The sequence below is a fragment of the Terrirubrum flagellatum genome, assembly GCF_022059845.1.
GTDB classification, from domain to species: domain Bacteria; phylum Pseudomonadota; class Alphaproteobacteria; order Rhizobiales; family Beijerinckiaceae; genus Terrirubrum; species Terrirubrum flagellatum.
In genome coordinates this window covers 310,410-326,241 of sequence record NZ_CP091851.1, presented here as the reverse complement: position 1 = coordinate 326,241, position 15,832 = coordinate 310,410, and the positions used below count along the sequence as shown (strand labels likewise).

The following is a 15,832-nucleotide window of genomic DNA, read 5'->3' as shown; positions in this document are numbered from 1 at the left end:
TTCCCATAGTTCGACATTTGGGGAGCAGAGCGCGAGGGCGCGCTCGGCAGGGAGCGCTGACATGGGCAAGCCGGCAGCTCAATCGCATTGCTTTACGCCGAGGGCGATCATCGCGCTGTTGACGCTTCTCGTGGCGTTATGCGCTTCCGCGCCCGAGGTAGAGGCGCAACCCTTGGGTCGACGCGCCTTCGTCGAAGAAGTGGCGAGGATCATCAGAGCGGAGTCGCCCGCCACGACCGTGAAGGTGCTCGATGATTTCGAGATCAACGTCGTCACGCCGTCTGGTCGCAGTCTGGTTTTCCCCCTCAGCAACGCCTACGCGCATTATCGGAAAAACCAGGCCGATCTCATGGAGATCGCGCGTAAGCATCTGTCGCTGATCGCGGCGCCGCCGGCGAATGAAAGCGGTCTCGACAGAAAGCGCGTGGTGCCCGTCGTCAAGGATCGCGGCTGGCTGAAGGGTTTCGAGGAAGCGCAGCGACGCATGGGCGGAACACCACAGCCTGCTCTTTTCGAAGAGCTGAACAAAGACCTGATCATTGTCTACGCGGAAGATACCCCCAAGCGCATGCGATATCTGACCGACGTCGAATTCGATGCGATCGGCGTCGAGCGCGCTGAACTCCGGAAGTTCGCCAAACAAAATCTGCTTCCGCTGATGGGCAAGATCATGATCGCCGCCGGCGACGGTTTCGCCATGGTGAGCGCCGGCGGCGGCGACTATGATTCCAGCCTTCTTCTGTTCGACGACATCTGGACGGGAGGCCAGATCAAGGTCAAAGGCGAGATCGTGGTTGCGATCCCGGCGCGCGACAAATTGTTCGTCACCGGCTCGCTTGAGCCAACTCGACTCGCACAGACCCGCGCCGCCGCGACGAACACGTTGAAGGAAAGCGCATATCCCCTGACCGACCGGCTCTTTGTCTATCGCAAAGGGCGCTTCGAGCTTTTCGACAGCCCGTAAGGGTGCAGCGCGGGAAACCCCGTCATCATAGGAAACGGGTCGCGACCCACTCCTCGATCCTCCAGAAGAGGCGCAGCTCTCCAGAGGATGCGCCCATGTCCAGCCAGTCCGTTTCGATCTTCCCTCGCCTGCTCGCCGCCTCGTCGGCGATGCACGCCGCCGACCAGATGACGCTCGCGGCCGTTCCCCTCATCGCGGCCGCCGCAGGCGCCGATGCGCGCACCATCGGCCTTCTGGTCGCGGCGCAATCGGCGGCGTGGCTGCTGCTCTCGCTGCCGATCGGCGCGCTCGCCGATCGTTTCTCGCGCCGCACGATCCTGCTCGCCGGCGGCGCGCTTGCCCTCATCGGTTCGATCACCGGCTGGCTGGCGCTGCATGCGCCCGGCGCGCCGCTCGCGCTCATTGGCGCGGCCTGTTTTGTGACCGCCGCCGGCGTCGTCGCCATCGTGCTTTCGGTCTTTGCGCTCATGCCGCGCATCGTCGAGACGAAAGGGCTGCCACGCGCCAATTCGCGACTGGAGCTGATGCGCGCCATCGTCACGCTCGCGGCGCCTGCGCCGGCGACATGGCTCGTCGCCCACGGCTCGGCCGACATCGTCTTCGTTGCGACGGCTGTGTTCGGTCTTGGCGCGCTGATCGCCTGTTGGCCGCTGCCCGCCGACAAGCCTGCCGCGCCGGCGCAGCCCATGCTGACCGCGATCCGCGAAGGCGCGCGCTTCGTCGCCGGTCATCACGCGCTCCGCGCCATCGCGCTCTGCGCGATCTTCTGGAACATGGCCTTCTTCGCGCTCACCGCCCTGTTCGTTCCCTTCGCGACGTCAAAGCTCGGCCTCGAGCCGCAGGCGATTGGCCGCATGTGGTCGGCGCTCGGCGCGGGCCTCGTGCTCAGCGCCTTGTTCGCGCCTGCGATCACCGCGCGCGTCTCGCTTGGCGGCCTGCTGATGTTCGGCCCGCTTGTGTCCTTCATCGCGATCGGCGTCATTGCGACGGCCTCGCGCGCTACACCCGAGCCGATGATCTGGGCCGCCTTCTTCCTCATCGGCTTTGGCCCGATGCTGTGGGCGGTGACGCAGACATCGCTGCGCCAGGCGATCACGCCGCAGCCGATGATGGGGCGCGTCGGTGCGACGATGCAGGCCGCGAACTATGGCGCCCGTCCGATCGGCGCGCTGCTCGCGGGCTGGCTCGGCGCCACGGTCGGCGTCGGCGAGGCGATGCTGCTGCCGGCGATCCTGTTCACGCTTTCGCTCGCGAGCATGGCGTGGCTCCTGCGCGCCACGCTCGCCGCTGCGACCGCAGAGACGGCGCAGGCCGCGTAAGCGCGGCCTTCAGTCGACTTGCTTTTCGGAAGCGTCCCGTCAATCTCCCCGATGAAACAGGACGCTTCCCATGACTCTCAAAGACAAGGTCGCCATCGTCACAGGCTCAGCCGGAGGCATTGGCCTCGCCATCGTCGAGCGCTTCGCGCGCGATGGCGCCAAGGTGATGCTCTCCGATGTGAATGAGAGCAAGGGCGCGGCTGAAGCCAGGCGCCTGGCGGCGGAAGGCAAGCCGGTGAAATTCGTGCGCGCCGACGTCGGCAATTCGGCCGATGTGGCGCAACTCATCACCGAGACCGAGGATGCGTTCGGCCCGATCGACATTCTCGTCAACAACGCCGGCATCGTGCACACGGTCGATTTCCTCGAGCTGAAAGAAGAGGATTTTGATCGCGTGCTCCGCGTCAATCTCAAGGGCTCGTTCCTTGTTGGTCAGGCGGTGGCGCGCAAGATGGTCGCGCGCGTGAAGGCGGGCGGCAAACCCGGCGCGATCATCAACATGTCCTCGGTGAACGCCGAATTCGCGATCCCGACCATCACCAGCTACAACGTCTCGAAGGGCGGCGTCGGCCAGCTCACGCGCAACATGGCGATTGCGCTCGCGCCCTACGGCATCCGCGTCAACGCGATCGGCCCCGGCTCGATCGCCACCGAGATGCTGAAAGCCGTCGCGAATGATCCCAGCAAGAACAAGGGCATTCTCTCGCGCACGCCTTTGCTGCGCTTCGGCGAGCCCTCGGAAATGGCTTCGATCGCGGCCTTTCTCGCAAGCGATGAAAGCTCCTACATCACCGGCGAGACGATCTTCGCCGATGGCGGCCGGCGCGCGCTGAATTATACGGTCGAGGTTCCGGGATAGATCGCGTTCTACAGTCGGAAAACTGTAGTGCGGCCACTTATAGCCATCGCTTGGCCATTTATTGGTGCGAGCTACGCGTGCGTGCTCGCCTACCTCTATTCTCGCACGATTTCGGACCGTGAGCGGCCCGGCGACCGCATAAACACAACTTTGAATTTCATAATGTCACTCGGCCGTCTCGCGGCGAGCACGCGAGACAAATCGTGGCATCTGCCGATGTCAGAGAGAACGCAGAAGAGTTTTAGTGAATACGTCCGGAGTTATCAGCTCACGACTATTGGCGGTTCACTGGTGATAATGGTGGCGCTCGTCGCGATTTGAGATGAGCGCAATCTTGCTGATGACTTGACGCCTTAATCGGACGACGATCCCGGGTCTGCGACGCGTCGCTTGCGCGCCGCATCGCGCCCGGGATGACGGGCTTTCCCGCTCTTTACTGCGGCAACGGCGTCGGCTCGATGCCGCCTGAATCAGGCGCCGGCGGCTTGCGCGTCGACTTGCCGGCGCTCGGCACCGCCGAACCACGCGACGGCGTGGCGTCATCGTCTTCGGAACGATGGATGCCCTTGCCGGCGACGAGATCGCGGATTTCCTCGCCGGTCAGCGTCTCGAATTCGAGCAGCGCCTGGGCGAGCTTCTCGAACTCGTCCTTCTTCTCCTCGATGATGCGGCGCGCGGCCTCATAGCCTTCATCGACCAGACGACGGACTTCGGCGTCGATCTTCTGCGCGGTCGCCTCCGACACGTTCTGCTGCCGGCCCATCGACATGCCGAGGAAGACCTCTTCCTGGTTGTCGCCGTAGGCCACCGTGCCAAGCTGATCGGAATAACCGAACTGCGTCACCATCGCCTTGGCGAGCTTGGTCGCCTGCTGGATGTCGCTCGCGGCGCCTGATGTGATGTTCTCCTTGCCGAAGGTGAGCTCCTCCGCGACGCGGCCGCCCATGGCCACCGCGAGCTGCGAGGTGAACTCCTTGTACTTCATGGAGTAGCGGTCGCCTTCCGGCAGGAACTTCACCATGCCGAGCGCGCGGCCGCGCGGAATGATCGTCGCTTTATGCACGGGAATGCCGGCGGGAACGTTGAGGCCGACGATGGCGTGGCCCGCCTCGTGATAGGCGGTGAGCTTCTTCTCTTCTTCGCTCATCGCCATCGATTTGCGCTCGGCGCCCATCATCACCTTGTCCTTGGCGTCCTCGAACTCCGCCATGGTGACGATGCGCTTGTTGCGCCGGGCGGCGAGCAGAGCCGCCTCGTTGACGAGATTCATCAGGTCGGCGCCGGAGAAGCCCGGCGTGCCGCGCGCGAGAATCTTGAGATCGACGTCGGGCCCAAGCGGCACCTTGCGCACATGCACGCGCAGGATCTTCTCGCGGCCGTTGAGATCGGGATTGGGCACGACGATCTGACGATCGAAACGCCCCGGACGCAGCAACGCGGGATCGAGCACATCAGGGCGGTTCGTCGCAGCGATGATGATGATGCCTTCGTTCGCTTCAAAGCCGTCCATCTCGACGAGCAACTGGTTCAGCGTCTGCTCGCGCTCGTCATTGCCGCCGCCGAGGCCGGCGCCGCGATGGCGGCCGACCGCATCGATTTCGTCGATGAAAATGATGCAGGGCGCATTCTTCTTCGCCTGCTCGAACATGTCGCGCACGCGGCTCGCGCCAACGCCGACGAACATCTCGACGAAATCGGAGCCGGAGATGGTGAAGAACGGCACATTCGCTTCGCCGGCGACGGCGCGCGCGGTCAGCGTCTTGCCGGTGCCGGGCGGGCCGACAAGCAGCACGCCGCGCGGGATGCGACCGCCGAGGCGCTGGAACTTCTGGGGGTCGCGCAGGAACTCCACGATCTCCTGCAGGTCTTCCTTGGCTTCATCGATGCCAGCGACGTCCTCGAACGTGACGCGGCCATGCGCTTCGGTGAGCAGCTTGGCCTTCGACTTGCCGAAGCCCATGGCCCGGCCGGCGCCGTTCTGCATCTGGCGCGACAGGAAAATCCACATGCCGAGGAAGACGAGGAACGGCAGCGCGTTGATCAGGATGGCGAGAATCGACGGCGTGTCGGATGACGGCGGCTTGGCGGTCACCTGCACATTCTTGGCGAGCAGCTTCGGCACCATCTGGGGATCGAACGGAACATAGGTCGAGAAGCTCTGCCCGTCCTTGTAGACGCCCTGAACTTCCTGGCCCGCGACGGTCACCTGGGCGATGCGGCCCTGATCGGCGTCATCGATCATCTGGCTATAGGCGATCTGCCTGCTGTCGCCGCGCTGGCCAGGTCCCTGAAACAGGGTCACCAGGGCGAGCACCAGCAGGAAAATGATCACCCAGAGGGCGAAATTTCGGTAATTCGGATTCATCACGCCGTCCTAGAGGAGGCGCGTCTGGCGGAACGCCGGACGAACCTCGCAATCAACGAATAAGATAGGTTCACGGCGGGACTGTGCCAAGTGAAGGCGGCGCAATTCAGGCCCTCGCCGCACCCCTTTTCGCGATCAGGATGAACGAACGGCGGCGCTCCGCGGGCGGCGGGGCGGCTCCGGCGCGAAGGTCAGCGCGCCCGACCGGTCGAAACGGACAAGCACCCCCCGCAGGTTGCGCGACAGCGGCCGGCCGGAGGCGACCGCCTGATCGAGCTCGTCCGCCAGCTTTTCCAGCCGGTCGAGCCGCTGTGGAGCGGGATCGTCGCCCCGCCGGGCTGCGACCTGGGCGATCAGCCGCGCCAGCAGCCTCAACCGCAATTCAGCCGGCGCGGCGCTCCATTCGATCGCCCGCAGAAGCAGCGCCTGACGAAAGGCGCCGGGCGGATGGTCGGCGAGCCAGGCGTCGACCATCCCTTCGAGCGCGGCGTCGGCGCGCCGCGCGCGGCCAGCGAGGACGGTCAGGCGCTCGGGCGTCAGCCCTTCCGCTGCGAGATTGGGCGCAAGCGAGCGCCAGCGGGCCCGGGCGAAGCGATCGTCCTCGTTGGAGGGGTCCTCGATGAAAAGCCAGCCATAGGCGCGGCAGGTCGCGATCAGCCGCGGTTTCGGCAGGTCGAGGAACGGGCGATGGATCGTCACGCCGCTGCGCCAGGACACTTTGCTCATGCCGGCAAGTCCGGCGACGCCGGTGCCCGCCGCCATCCTGAGCAGCACGGTCTCCGCCTGATCGCCCTGGTGATGGGCGACGGCGAGATGGCTGCGCTCGTTGAACAGGGCGTGCCGCGCCAGCGCGTCGTAGCGGGCCTCACGCGCCAGCTCCTGAATGCGCGTCGTCGGCTTTTCGCCGACCCATTTCAGCGTGTGATGGGTGACGCCGTGGCTTTCGGCGAATTCGCTGACCATGCGCGCCTCGCGCGCCGACTCAGCTCTCAACCCGTGATCGAAAGTCGCGGCGAGAAGCGGCGTCTGCGCGCCGCCGGCGCGCCAGCGCGCCGCGAGGCCGAGCAGCGCAATCGAATCGGGACCGCCCGACACGGCGATGAGCACGCCTGTCGCGCTGTTCCAGAGTGAAAAAAGATTCGCCGCCTCCTCGTCGCCGATCGGCGCCGCGCCGGCCGTCTCCTTGACGCGGCCGCTTACGCCGCGCACCGGGCGCGCTTGAATTCACGCTCGACGCCGCGCTTCACCGTCTGCGAGGCGTTCGGATATTTACGGTCGACCTCACGATAGGTCGAGCAGGCCTGATCGCGCGCGCCAAGCGCGTTGAGCGACATGCCGAGCTTCAGCATGGAGTCCGCGGCTCGCGTCGCCTGCGGCCAGTTGGTCGACACCTTGAGATATTGCTCGGCCGCATCGCGATGCAGGTTGCGCTGGAAATAGCTCTCGCCCAGCCAATAGGTCGCGTCGGAGACGAGCTGCGAGCGCGGATGCGATTGCAGGAACTGCCGGAACGCCATTTCAGCGCCGGCATATTCGCCGCGCTGCATCATGCCGATGGCGGCGTCGAAATCGGCGCGCGTCTGATTCGGCGGCGATACGCCAATCGGCGGCGAATTCCGCTGCGGCAATCCTTCCACCTGGCCCGCGCCGCCCTGGCTCAAATCGAGCGGCGCGCCAACGGAGGCCTGCCTCTGTCCGGGCGCGCCGTCCTGCTCGATGATCGTGTCGATCGTACTCTGTCCGGAGCGCGGCAGCGCAGCCGTTGGCGGCGTCGATCCCAGCGGCATTGGCGCGCCGGGCGCGCTCGGATTGGCGTTGGGATCGAACGCGTCGCCACGACGGCTTCCCGCAGTGATGGGCGCGGCCGCGCGCGGCGCCGCGGAAGGCTGCGGCGCAGCGCCCTGACGGAGCGCGGGCTGTCCCTTGCCGACATCCTCGAAGCGCAGATCGGTGTCCTTCCGGAACCGCTGCAAATCCTCGTCGAGCTTGCGATTCTGGAACTGGAGCTGCTCGATCTGCCCCGACATCTGCCTGATCTGCGCCTCGAGGCGCGACAGGCGCAGCAGCAGCTCGGCCGGGTCCTGCTGGGCGCGGGCTGGAAGCGCGGCGGCGAAGCCGAAAATCGTCAGAATGAGAATGCGGAGCGTCGAAAGTTTCATGATCGTCAGGCGAGTGGCGCGCGAACGCGCGAGGCGTCGATTACCATGCCCGTCGCTCACGCCCAAATTGTGAAATTACGCGGACGAAATCTGTGCGACGCTGACGCTGAAAGAGAACCGGCGTCCGGAGCCCCATGGGCCGCCGGACGCCGGTGCGGGCGCTGCCTTCGTTAAGGCCGCCCCAACCTCCCATGCACAGGGGGACAGCCGAAGCGTCCACGCAACCGCATAGGGGGAGGTATTTCGGACAGCGCGCGGGGGCCCGCGCGCTGGAGAAGATCAGGAAGAGGCGCCGCCGCCGAGCACCGTCACGGCGCGGCGATTCTGCGACCAGCAGGAGATGTCGTTGCAGACCGCGACCGGCCGCTCCTTGCCGTAGGACGTGGTGCGCAGCCGCGACGCGGCGACGCCGCGCGAGGTCAGATAATCGCGCGCCGCCTGGGCGCGTTGCGCGCCGAGCGCGAAGTTGTATTCGCGCGTGCCGCGCTCGTCGGCATGGCCTTCGACAAGGATCGAATATTGCTGATAGCGCGACAGCCAGCTCGCCTGCTTGTCGAGCGTCGCGGTCCCCTGCGGCGTGAGCTGCGAGGAATCCGATTCAAAGAACACGCGGTCGCCGACGCTGGCGTTGAATTCCTGGATCGAGCCGGCCGGCGCCGAGCCCAGCGCGCCCATGCCGTCATCCGCGGCGTTCTTGGCGCAGGCGCCGAGCGCGAGCGCGCCGGCGATCATCACAGCAAATTTCAGGGAACGCGCGCCCAAACGCATGAACTCAACTCCGGACATCGCGGAAATCATCGTCGCCAACCCCTCGCATGCGACCGGTCAACAAAGGGTTTATCAACCTTGACCGGTCCTTTCGCCGTTCATGAAAACAGGGCGGGTCCGGCGAAACTGCGGCGTAAGGTTAACAGATGTCAGACGTTTCGCGGCGGGATTGCGGCGGGGCCGCGGCGAAGGCACGGTACAGCCTTCGCGGACCTGCGCTGATCAGCGATGAGGATCGTTGTCTGGCTCATAAAATGGGACCCGTCTGATGATCGATCGCCGCATTGTGTCCGGCCTCGCGCTGTTTCTCCTGCCTGTTGCGGTCAAAGCTCAATCGGAAGAGGAGCGCGCTGCGGCCGAAAGGCAGCAGCAAATCTCGGAGCGCGAAACGGAACTACGAAAAAGGCTCGAAGCCGAGCTATTGAGAAAGGCCAAAGAAGCCGAAGCCGTTGCGCGAAGGAGGGAGGAGGAGGTGGCTCGACAAAAGGAGCTTGAACGGCGCGCTCTTCAGCGCTGACCAGCGCCAAATTTTCCGCGTGCAAAACGAATCTGAGTGAAGCTCGCCGCCGCGCATCCATTCGTTTTCGCGGCTTGCTGATTGAGCGGCTTAAAACTCCAGCTCCCAAGTCTCCCCGACAAGCTCCTTCCCAAAACTGTGATGCTTCTCTGATTCAGTCAGCGTGAAGCCCGCCTTCACATAAATCGCGCGCGCGGCGGTGAGCACGTCGTTCGTCCACAGCATGATCTTGCGATAGCCGCGCTCGCGGCTGAAGCGGATGCACTCATCCACCAATTTTTTGCCAAGACCGCGCCCGCGCGCCCTGGGATCGATGATGAGCAATCTTAGCTTCGCGACCTCGTCCGACGCCTTCACGATGAACACCGAGCCGACGGGCTCGCCATCCATCTCGGCGATCCAGCAGCGCTCGAAATCGGGATCGAAATTGCGGATGAAGCCCGCGGCGATCTCGGCGACCAGCGCTTCGAAGCTCAAGTCCCAGCCATATTCGCGCGCATAGAGCTCGCCATGTTTGGCGACAACCCAGCCCATGTCGCCGGGGCGATGCGCGCGCAGCGTGATCGGCGACACGGAGTCGCCGCCCAGCGCGCGCTCGATCGCGCTCATGGCTGTGATCACCTGACGCCGTTCGCCTGATGTCAAAGGCGCGAGCACATGGCCGACCTCTTCCGCCGAGATGCGATCGACGCGGGCGAAAGCCGCCCGCCCCTTCTTGGTCAGCGTCAAAATGCGCGCGCGGCCATCCGTCGTCGATGGTTTGCGCGCGATCAATCCGCGCGCCGCGAAGCCGCGCAGGATGCGGCTCATATAGCCGGCGTCGACGCCAAGATCGCGACCGACCTCGATCGCCGTTCGCGGCGTCTGAGCCATGGCGAGTTCGTAGAGCACGCGCGCTTCGGTGAGCGAGAGATCGCTGTCATAGAGATCGCCGCCGAGAACGCCGAGCGTGCGCGTGTAGAAGCGCGAGAAGCGTCGCACCGCGGCGACCGCGTCATCTGTTCCGTTTGCAGCAGGCGCCTGCGACATGAATCACGGGTGAGGCAGTTAGTTGACTTTGTCAAGTATATCGGAATGCCGACCATGCGCCGCCCGTACTGGCGATCGCGCCGGAAATCGGGCTGAATGGCCGCCCGTGAGGATGACGCCATGCCCGAGACCCAGTGGAACCGCCTGACCGCCGCCGAACTGCGGGGGCTCGCCGAGAAAGACGCGATCGTGCTCTTGCCGGTCGCCTCGACCGAGCAGCATGGCCCGCATCTCGCGACCGGCGTCGACACGTTCCTCGCCGGCGAAGGCTGCCGGCGCATCGCCGAGCGCGTTGTAGCGCATCGCCCGATCATCGTTGCGCCGACGCTGTGGATGGGCCTCGCCGAACATCACATGGCGTTCGGCGGCACTTTCACGCTGTCGCTGCCGACCTATCACGCTCTGATCCGCGAGCTCTGCAACTCCATCCTGCGCGCCGGCTTCAAAAAGATCCTGATCGTCAACGGCCATGGCGGAAACATCGCCGCATTGACCGCGATGACCACCGATCTCGCCATGGAGCTGAAGACGCCGATCGCGGTGACGACGCTCTATTCGCTGCCGCACGAGACGGAGGCCTACGCTAAAATCCTCGAAGACCAGAAAGGCGTCGAACACGCCTGCGAGGCCGAGACCTCGATGATGCAGGCGGCGTTTCCCGATTGCGTGCGCGGCGACAAGATCGCCGAGGCGTTCGGCGGACGCGGCGAGAAGCCGCCGGGCCGCAGCGCGATCAATATCTGGCGCTCCTTCAAGGACAGGACTCCAAGCGGCGTGATGGGCGACGCGCGCAAGGCGAACGCGGAGAAGGGCGCGAAGCTGCTTGATGTCGCCGCCGATCTCCTCGCCGAGCAGCTGATCAACGGCAAGATCTGGCGATAGGGCCGGCTTCGCCATGCCGACGGAGCGAACCGGACGATGCCTCTGCGGCGCGGTGCATTTCGTCGCACGCGGCGAGCCGAAATGGGTCGCCCACTGCCATTGCGAAAGCTGCCGCCGCGCCACGAGCGCAGCCTTCGCGACCTATGCGGGATATCTGGTTGAGGCGGTGGAATGGAGCGGCGAAAAGCCAGCGGCCTACAATTCTTCGCCGGGCGTCACGCGCAGCTTCTGCCCGCGCTGCGGATCGCCCGTGAGCTTCACCGGCGAGCGCTGGCCTGACGAAGTCCATCTCTTCCTGCCGAGCTTCGAAGAGCCCAACAGCCTCGCGCCCAAGGGCCATGTCTATTGCGAGACGCAGCTCTCCTGGATTCATCTCGATGACGGGCTGCCGCGGTTTGCAAAGACCGCGCGCGAGGGCCCGCCGCTGAAATAAGCGCGCCGGAGGGCGCGCATACCCGTTTCGGCGGGCAGGGGATGGACAGAATAAAGACGTGTGATTAGCTTGCAGCTTGGACGCTGGAAGTGTTTTAGTTGCGAGACATATTCATGAAGCGCTTTTCGTTGATAGCAATACTTGCCGCCGCAGCTTCGGTCGCTCACGCCGAAACCTCCGACAGATATTCGAAAGGCGGCGCCTACCGACCATTTCAGGAAGCCATCCAGCGCAACAACGCGTCTGGCGAATTGTTTCGCATTCGCGGCTCCTGCGCGTCGAACTGCACGTTGTTTCTTGGGCTGAACAATGTGTGCGTGGAGCGAAGTGCAAAGCTACTGTTCCATGCAGGCCACGATCGCGACGACGCGACCGTGATCAATGCGGTCGCCACGCAACGTATGACCGACGCCTACAATGCAAAACTGCGGCAATATGTGCTCTCGCATGGTTATATGGAGAAGTTGAACTACAGCGCGATCTCGGGCGCTCGCATGATTGACGAGTTCGGCTACACGGAATGCCCGAGAAAATAAGGCGCAATTCACTCTCTTAAAGGACTGAGCGGGGTCGCGGGCTGCGAAGCCCGCCAGACCTAGCTGAACGAAGCGACCGCGGGGCCGACATAACGCGCGCGCGGACGGATCAGTCCGCCGCTCGCGATCTGTTCGAGCGCATGGCCCATCCATCCGACCGAGCGCGCCAGCGCGAACACGATGATCGGCGCGTCTTCAGGCAATTCGAACGACGCCGTCATCGCCGCGAGCGCGAAATCGACATTGGGCTGCTCGCCTGTGACGCGCATTCCCGCGTCGCGCAGGCCGATAAAAGCGGGCGCCAATTCAAACGCGCTCATCAGAGCAGCCGCGCGGATATCGCCATCGGGATAGAGCTGATGGCCGAAGGCGGGAACGGCGTGGCCGCGCGCCAGCCATTCGCGCAGCGCGCTGTCGGCGCCGACGCGCATGGCGGACGCCGCAAGCGCCTGCGCCGCCGCAGGCGCGCCGCCATGGCGCGGACCGGTCAGCGTCGCGAAACCGGCGAGCGCGCAGGCTTCCAGCGACGCGCCCGTCGAAGCCGCGACGCGCGCGGCGAAAGTCGAGGCGTTGAGTTCATGGTCCGCGAGCAGCACGAGCGCGCGGCGGATCACATCCGCCGCGGCGGGCCGTCGCCATGCGGCCGCGATGCGCTGATGCAGCGGCATGGTTGTTTCAAACTTGCGCCCGCCGACAGCCGCAGCCGCCAGCGCCGCGACGATCTCGGCCGCGTCCCCGCGCAAGGCTGCCGCCGATCGTCCCGATGTGGGGAGCGCCTCGCCGGCCCAACGCGCCAGCGCGCCGAAGAGATTTTGTAAGGCCGTTCCGCCAGGCAGCGGCGCAACCGACTGCGCTTCGGAGAATTCGACTGCGCGCGCCCCCCAAAGCAGCGCCGCCGCCTCCTCGAGCGTCGCCGTCTCCGCCAGCGCCGCAGCGTCCCGGCCGCGATAGAACAGTCGCCCGCGATGCACTGTCGAAATGGCGGAAGGCAGGATCGGATCGCCCCAGCGGATCGTCTCCGCCGCCATCGCCTCGGTTCGCCGTCGGCCGCTGCGCCGCGCCGCCATACGGTCGACGTCGGCGGCGCTGTAAAGGCTGCGCCGCGCGTCGGCCGGATCAGGCTTCGCCCGGATGCGGCCGCGGCTCACATTGGCGTAAAGCGTCTGCGCCCGCGTCCCCAGCTCCGCCAAAGCCTCTTCAGCCGTCAGCCAGGCCATCGCGCCTCACATTGATCATATTGATCAAGATTGACGTCAATCATAGCCGCTCTCATCTTTTCCGCAAGCGATCTCGCGAAGCGATGGAGGCTGAAATGGCAAAAAGCGGATTGGACGATGTGGTCGCGGCCGAGACCGTGCTGTCCCACGTCGATGGCGAAGGCGGACATCTCATCATCCGCGGTTTCGCCCTTGATGAGCTCGCCGGTCATGTCGCGACGGAACAGGCGATCGCGCTCCTGCTGCACGGCTTCTTTCCCGATCTCCCCGACCGCGGGACGCTTGCAGCCGCGCTCGGGGCGGCGCGCGTCGCCGTCTTTGCTGAAGTCGAGACGTCAGGCGCCGGCCTGGCGCAGCTCGATCCCATCGAATCCGTTCGCGCGCTCATGGCGCGCCTCGACGACGGCGATGATCTCGACGTCGCGTTGAAGCTGATCGCGGCGCCGGCGGTGTTCACGCCGGCGATGCTTCGTTTGCGGAAGGGACTCGCGCCGATCGCGCCTGATGCGGCGCTCTCGCACGCCGCCGACACGCTGCGCATGCTGACCGGCGACACGCCATCGAAGGAACGCGCCGCCGCGCTCGACGCCTATCTCGTCATCGTTTGCGATCACGGGCTCAACGCTTCCACCTTCGCGGCGCGCGTCGTCGCCTCGACGCAGGCGGGCCTCGCCTCAGCCGTGCTCGCGGGCCTCAGCGCATTGAAGGGGCCGCTGCACGGCGGCGCGCCGGGTCCGGTGCTCGATATGTTCGACGACATCGGCGCGCCCGAAAATGCCGAGCGCTGGCTCGACGACGCCGTTATGCGCGGCGAACGTCTGATGGGGTTCGGTCATCGCGTCTATCGCGTGCGCGATCCGCGCGCCGACGCGCTGAAGAGCGCGCTGCGCAAACTCGCCGCGTCAGGCGGCGTCGATGACGCCCGCGTCGCGTTCGCCGAGGCCGTCGAGAAGGCTGCGCTCACAGTGCTTCGCCGCCGCAAGCCCGGCCGCTCGCTCGATGTGAATGTCGATTTCTACACGGTGCTGCTGCTGGAGGCGCTGGGCTTTTCGCGCGACGCTTTCACCTGCGTCTTCGCCATGGGTCGCGTCCCCGGCTGGATCGCCCATGCGCGCGAGCAGGTTCTGGAAGGGAGGCTGATGCGGCCGCAGTCACGCTATGTCGGGCCGATGCCGAAACAGGCGGCTTAATTTCGCCGTCCCCGGTTCCCTGGAGCGAAGGCGGCTTGCCACGCCGAAGCGAAGCCTTTGCTTCGCGAAGGCGGGAGCCTGAGCAGAAGGGAGACCGGGGTCCAGCGCAGGACTCGCGAGCGCAGCCAGCGCAATTCATGGATTTGAAGAGCGCCTGCTACGCAGGCGATTCTTGCTCTGGGCCCCGGACTTCATTTCGCTCACTCACGTTCGCTCCATGAATCCGGGGACGGAGGGCGCAGCTTCGCGTCAGCTCAGCAGCGGACCCCACGAGGGATCGGACGCGAAGTTCGGCGTTGGCACCGGCTGCTCCACGCGGCCGGTGATGTCGACCATGAAGATCTTCGCGCCGGCCTGCCCGCCGGGATCGCGGAAGAACATGAGGAAGCGGCCGTTGGGCGACCAGGTCGGCCCCTCATTGTGATAGCCTTCAGTGAGGATGCGTTCGCCTGAACCGTCAGGGCGCATCACGCCGATCGCGAACGAGCCCGTCTTGCGCTTCGTGAACGCGATGAGATCGCCGCGCGGCGACCAGACCGGCGTCGCATAGGAGCCGTCGCCGAAAGAGATGCGCTTCGCCGCGCCGCCTGACGCCGCCATGGCGTAAATCTGCTGCGCGCCGCCGCGATCGCTCTCGAACACGATCTGCGCTCCATCGGGCGAATAGCTTGGCGAGGTGTCGAGCGCGCCGGTGTCGGTGAGGCGCGTCGTCGTGCGCGAACCCAGATCCATCGAGAACAGATTCGAATTACCGCCCTGCTGCAGGCTCATCACGAGCCGCTGTCCGTCAGGCGCGAAGCGCGGCGAGAAGCTCATGCCAGGGAAATTGCCGACAGCCTCGCGCTGATTGCCTTCGAGATTATGGACATAGACGCGCGCCTCGCCATTCGCGCCGAACGCCATGTAGGCGATGTCCTGCGTCGTCGGTGAAAAGCGCGGCGTGACGACCAGCTCATTGCCGCTGGTGAGATAGCGGACATTGGCGCCGTCCTGATCCATCAACGCGAGACGTTTGCGGCGCTTCTCCTTCGGACCGCTCTCATCGACGAAGACGATGCGCGTATCGAAATGGCCCTTCTCGCCGATGATCTTCTCCCACACCGCATCGGAGACCATGTGCGAAACACGGCGCCAGTTGTTGGGATCGGTGAAGAATTGCTGACCCGCCACCTGCTGGCCGGCGGCGACGTCCCACAGCCGGAATTCGACGCGCATGCGGCCTGATGCGTCGCGCGACACGCGGCCGGTGACGAGGCCTTGCGCGCCGAGCGCGCGCCAACTCGAAAAGTCAGGCGCCGCGTCCGGGTTGGAGACCTTCTCGACAAACGTGTTGCGATCGATCGGCGAGAAATAGCCGCTGCGCTTGAGATTGTTGGTGATGACGGCCGAGACGCGCTGGCCTTCATCGCCTTGCCCGATCATGTCGGCGATGGCGATCGGCATCGGCTGGAAATTGCCGGGTCTGAGATCGAACCGCAGCTCCGCGTGCGCAAACCCGAGATCGAGCGCGGTCACGGGAATGACCGCGCTCGCCGCGAGCATGCGGATCAGATGTCGGCGATGAAGCGAAGTAGAAATCGGAAGCATGGGAGAT

15 protein-coding genes are annotated in these 15,832 nt (G+C 65.3%); 8 read left to right on the top strand and 7 right to left on the bottom strand.

The window, feature by feature from the left end; genetic code table 11:
* The first annotated feature begins 172 nt into the window (after nucleotides 1-172).
* From L8F45_RS01620 to L8F45_RS01610, 3 genes are all read left to right on the top strand, one after another.
* Nucleotides 173-964 carry a DUF1444 family protein gene (locus L8F45_RS01620; protein WP_342361139.1) on the top strand — a complete coding sequence of 264 codons (792 nt, stop codon included), beginning with the start codon at nucleotides 173-175 and terminating at the stop codon, nucleotides 962-964.
* Nucleotides 965-1,059: 95 nt separating this feature from the next.
* Nucleotides 1,060-2,283 carry an MFS transporter gene (locus L8F45_RS01615; protein WP_342361138.1) on the top strand — a complete coding sequence of 408 codons (1,224 nt, stop codon included), beginning with the start codon at nucleotides 1,060-1,062 and terminating at the stop codon, nucleotides 2,281-2,283.
* Nucleotides 2,284-2,353: 70 nt separating this feature from the next.
* Entirely contained in the window at nucleotides 2,354-3,142 is a 789-nt protein-coding gene (locus tag L8F45_RS01610) for an SDR family NAD(P)-dependent oxidoreductase (RefSeq protein WP_342361137.1), read from the top strand.
* Nucleotides 3,143-3,575: 433 nt separating this feature from the next.
* On the opposite strand, the gene ftsH is transcribed toward L8F45_RS01610, so the two are convergent.
* From ftsH to pal, 4 genes are all read right to left on the bottom strand, one after another.
* On the bottom strand, nucleotides 3,576-5,507 hold the full coding sequence (gene ftsH, locus L8F45_RS01605; RefSeq protein ID WP_342361136.1) for an ATP-dependent zinc metalloprotease FtsH: 1,932 nt from the start codon (nucleotides 5,505-5,507) through the stop codon (nucleotides 3,576-3,578).
* A 135-nt stretch (nucleotides 5,508-5,642) separates the two neighbouring features.
* Complete coding sequence (gene tilS / locus L8F45_RS01600) at nucleotides 5,643-6,716, bottom strand: tRNA lysidine(34) synthetase TilS (RefSeq protein ID WP_342361135.1); 1,074 nt, start codon at nucleotides 6,714-6,716, stop codon at nucleotides 5,643-5,645.
* The gene (gene ybgF, locus L8F45_RS01595; RefSeq protein ID WP_342361134.1) at nucleotides 6,704-7,666 is read right to left on the bottom strand and encodes a tol-pal system protein YbgF; all 963 of its coding nucleotides are present in this window, start codon (nucleotides 7,664-7,666) and stop codon (nucleotides 6,704-6,706) included. Before ybgF ends, tilS begins: the two co-directional genes overlap by 13 nt.
* Before the next feature lie 279 nt (nucleotides 7,667-7,945).
* The gene (pal, locus tag L8F45_RS01590; RefSeq protein ID WP_342361133.1) at nucleotides 7,946-8,434 is read right to left on the bottom strand and encodes a peptidoglycan-associated lipoprotein Pal; all 489 of its coding nucleotides are present in this window, start codon (nucleotides 8,432-8,434) and stop codon (nucleotides 7,946-7,948) included.
* Nucleotides 8,435-8,702: 268 nt separating this feature from the next.
* Between pal and L8F45_RS01585 the strand changes: the two genes are divergently transcribed.
* Nucleotides 8,703-8,951 (top strand): hypothetical protein, encoded by a 249-nt coding sequence (locus L8F45_RS01585; RefSeq protein WP_342361132.1) that lies wholly within the window; start codon nucleotides 8,703-8,705, stop codon nucleotides 8,949-8,951.
* A gap of 90 nt (nucleotides 8,952-9,041) precedes the next feature.
* On the opposite strand, the gene L8F45_RS01580 is transcribed toward L8F45_RS01585, so the two are convergent.
* Nucleotides 9,042-9,980 (bottom strand): bifunctional helix-turn-helix transcriptional regulator/GNAT family N-acetyltransferase, encoded by a 939-nt coding sequence (locus L8F45_RS01580; RefSeq protein ID WP_342361131.1) that lies wholly within the window; start codon nucleotides 9,978-9,980, stop codon nucleotides 9,042-9,044.
* 120 nt (nucleotides 9,981-10,100) lie between these two features.
* Between L8F45_RS01580 and L8F45_RS01575 the strand changes: the two genes are divergently transcribed.
* From L8F45_RS01575 to L8F45_RS01565, 3 genes are all read left to right on the top strand, one after another.
* Nucleotides 10,101-10,862, top strand: a complete 762-nt coding sequence (locus tag L8F45_RS01575; RefSeq protein ID WP_342361130.1) for a creatininase family protein — start codon at nucleotides 10,101-10,103, stop codon at nucleotides 10,860-10,862.
* Between the two features lie 13 nt (nucleotides 10,863-10,875).
* Nucleotides 10,876-11,295 (top strand): GFA family protein, encoded by a 420-nt coding sequence (locus L8F45_RS01570; RefSeq protein ID WP_342361129.1) that lies wholly within the window; start codon nucleotides 10,876-10,878, stop codon nucleotides 11,293-11,295.
* Between the two features lie 113 nt (nucleotides 11,296-11,408).
* Nucleotides 11,409-11,831 (top strand): hypothetical protein, encoded by a 423-nt coding sequence (locus L8F45_RS01565; protein WP_342361128.1) that lies wholly within the window; start codon nucleotides 11,409-11,411, stop codon nucleotides 11,829-11,831.
* Between the two features lie 59 nt (nucleotides 11,832-11,890).
* Here the strand turns inward: L8F45_RS01565 and L8F45_RS01560 are convergent, their stop codons facing one another.
* The gene (locus L8F45_RS01560) at nucleotides 11,891-13,048 is read right to left on the bottom strand and encodes a citrate synthase (protein WP_342361127.1); all 1,158 of its coding nucleotides are present in this window, start codon (nucleotides 13,046-13,048) and stop codon (nucleotides 11,891-11,893) included.
* A gap of 95 nt (nucleotides 13,049-13,143) precedes the next feature.
* Here L8F45_RS01560 and L8F45_RS01555 point away from each other — a divergent pair, with 95 nt between their 5' ends.
* Entirely contained in the window at nucleotides 13,144-14,238 is a 1,095-nt protein-coding gene (locus tag L8F45_RS01555) for a citrate synthase/methylcitrate synthase (protein WP_342361126.1), read from the top strand.
* Between the two features lie 249 nt (nucleotides 14,239-14,487).
* Here the strand turns inward: L8F45_RS01555 and tolB are convergent, their stop codons facing one another.
* Nucleotides 14,488-15,825, bottom strand: a complete 1,338-nt coding sequence (gene tolB, locus L8F45_RS01550; protein ID WP_342361125.1) for a Tol-Pal system beta propeller repeat protein TolB — start codon at nucleotides 15,823-15,825, stop codon at nucleotides 14,488-14,490.
* Nucleotides 15,826-15,832 lie beyond the last annotated feature (7 nt).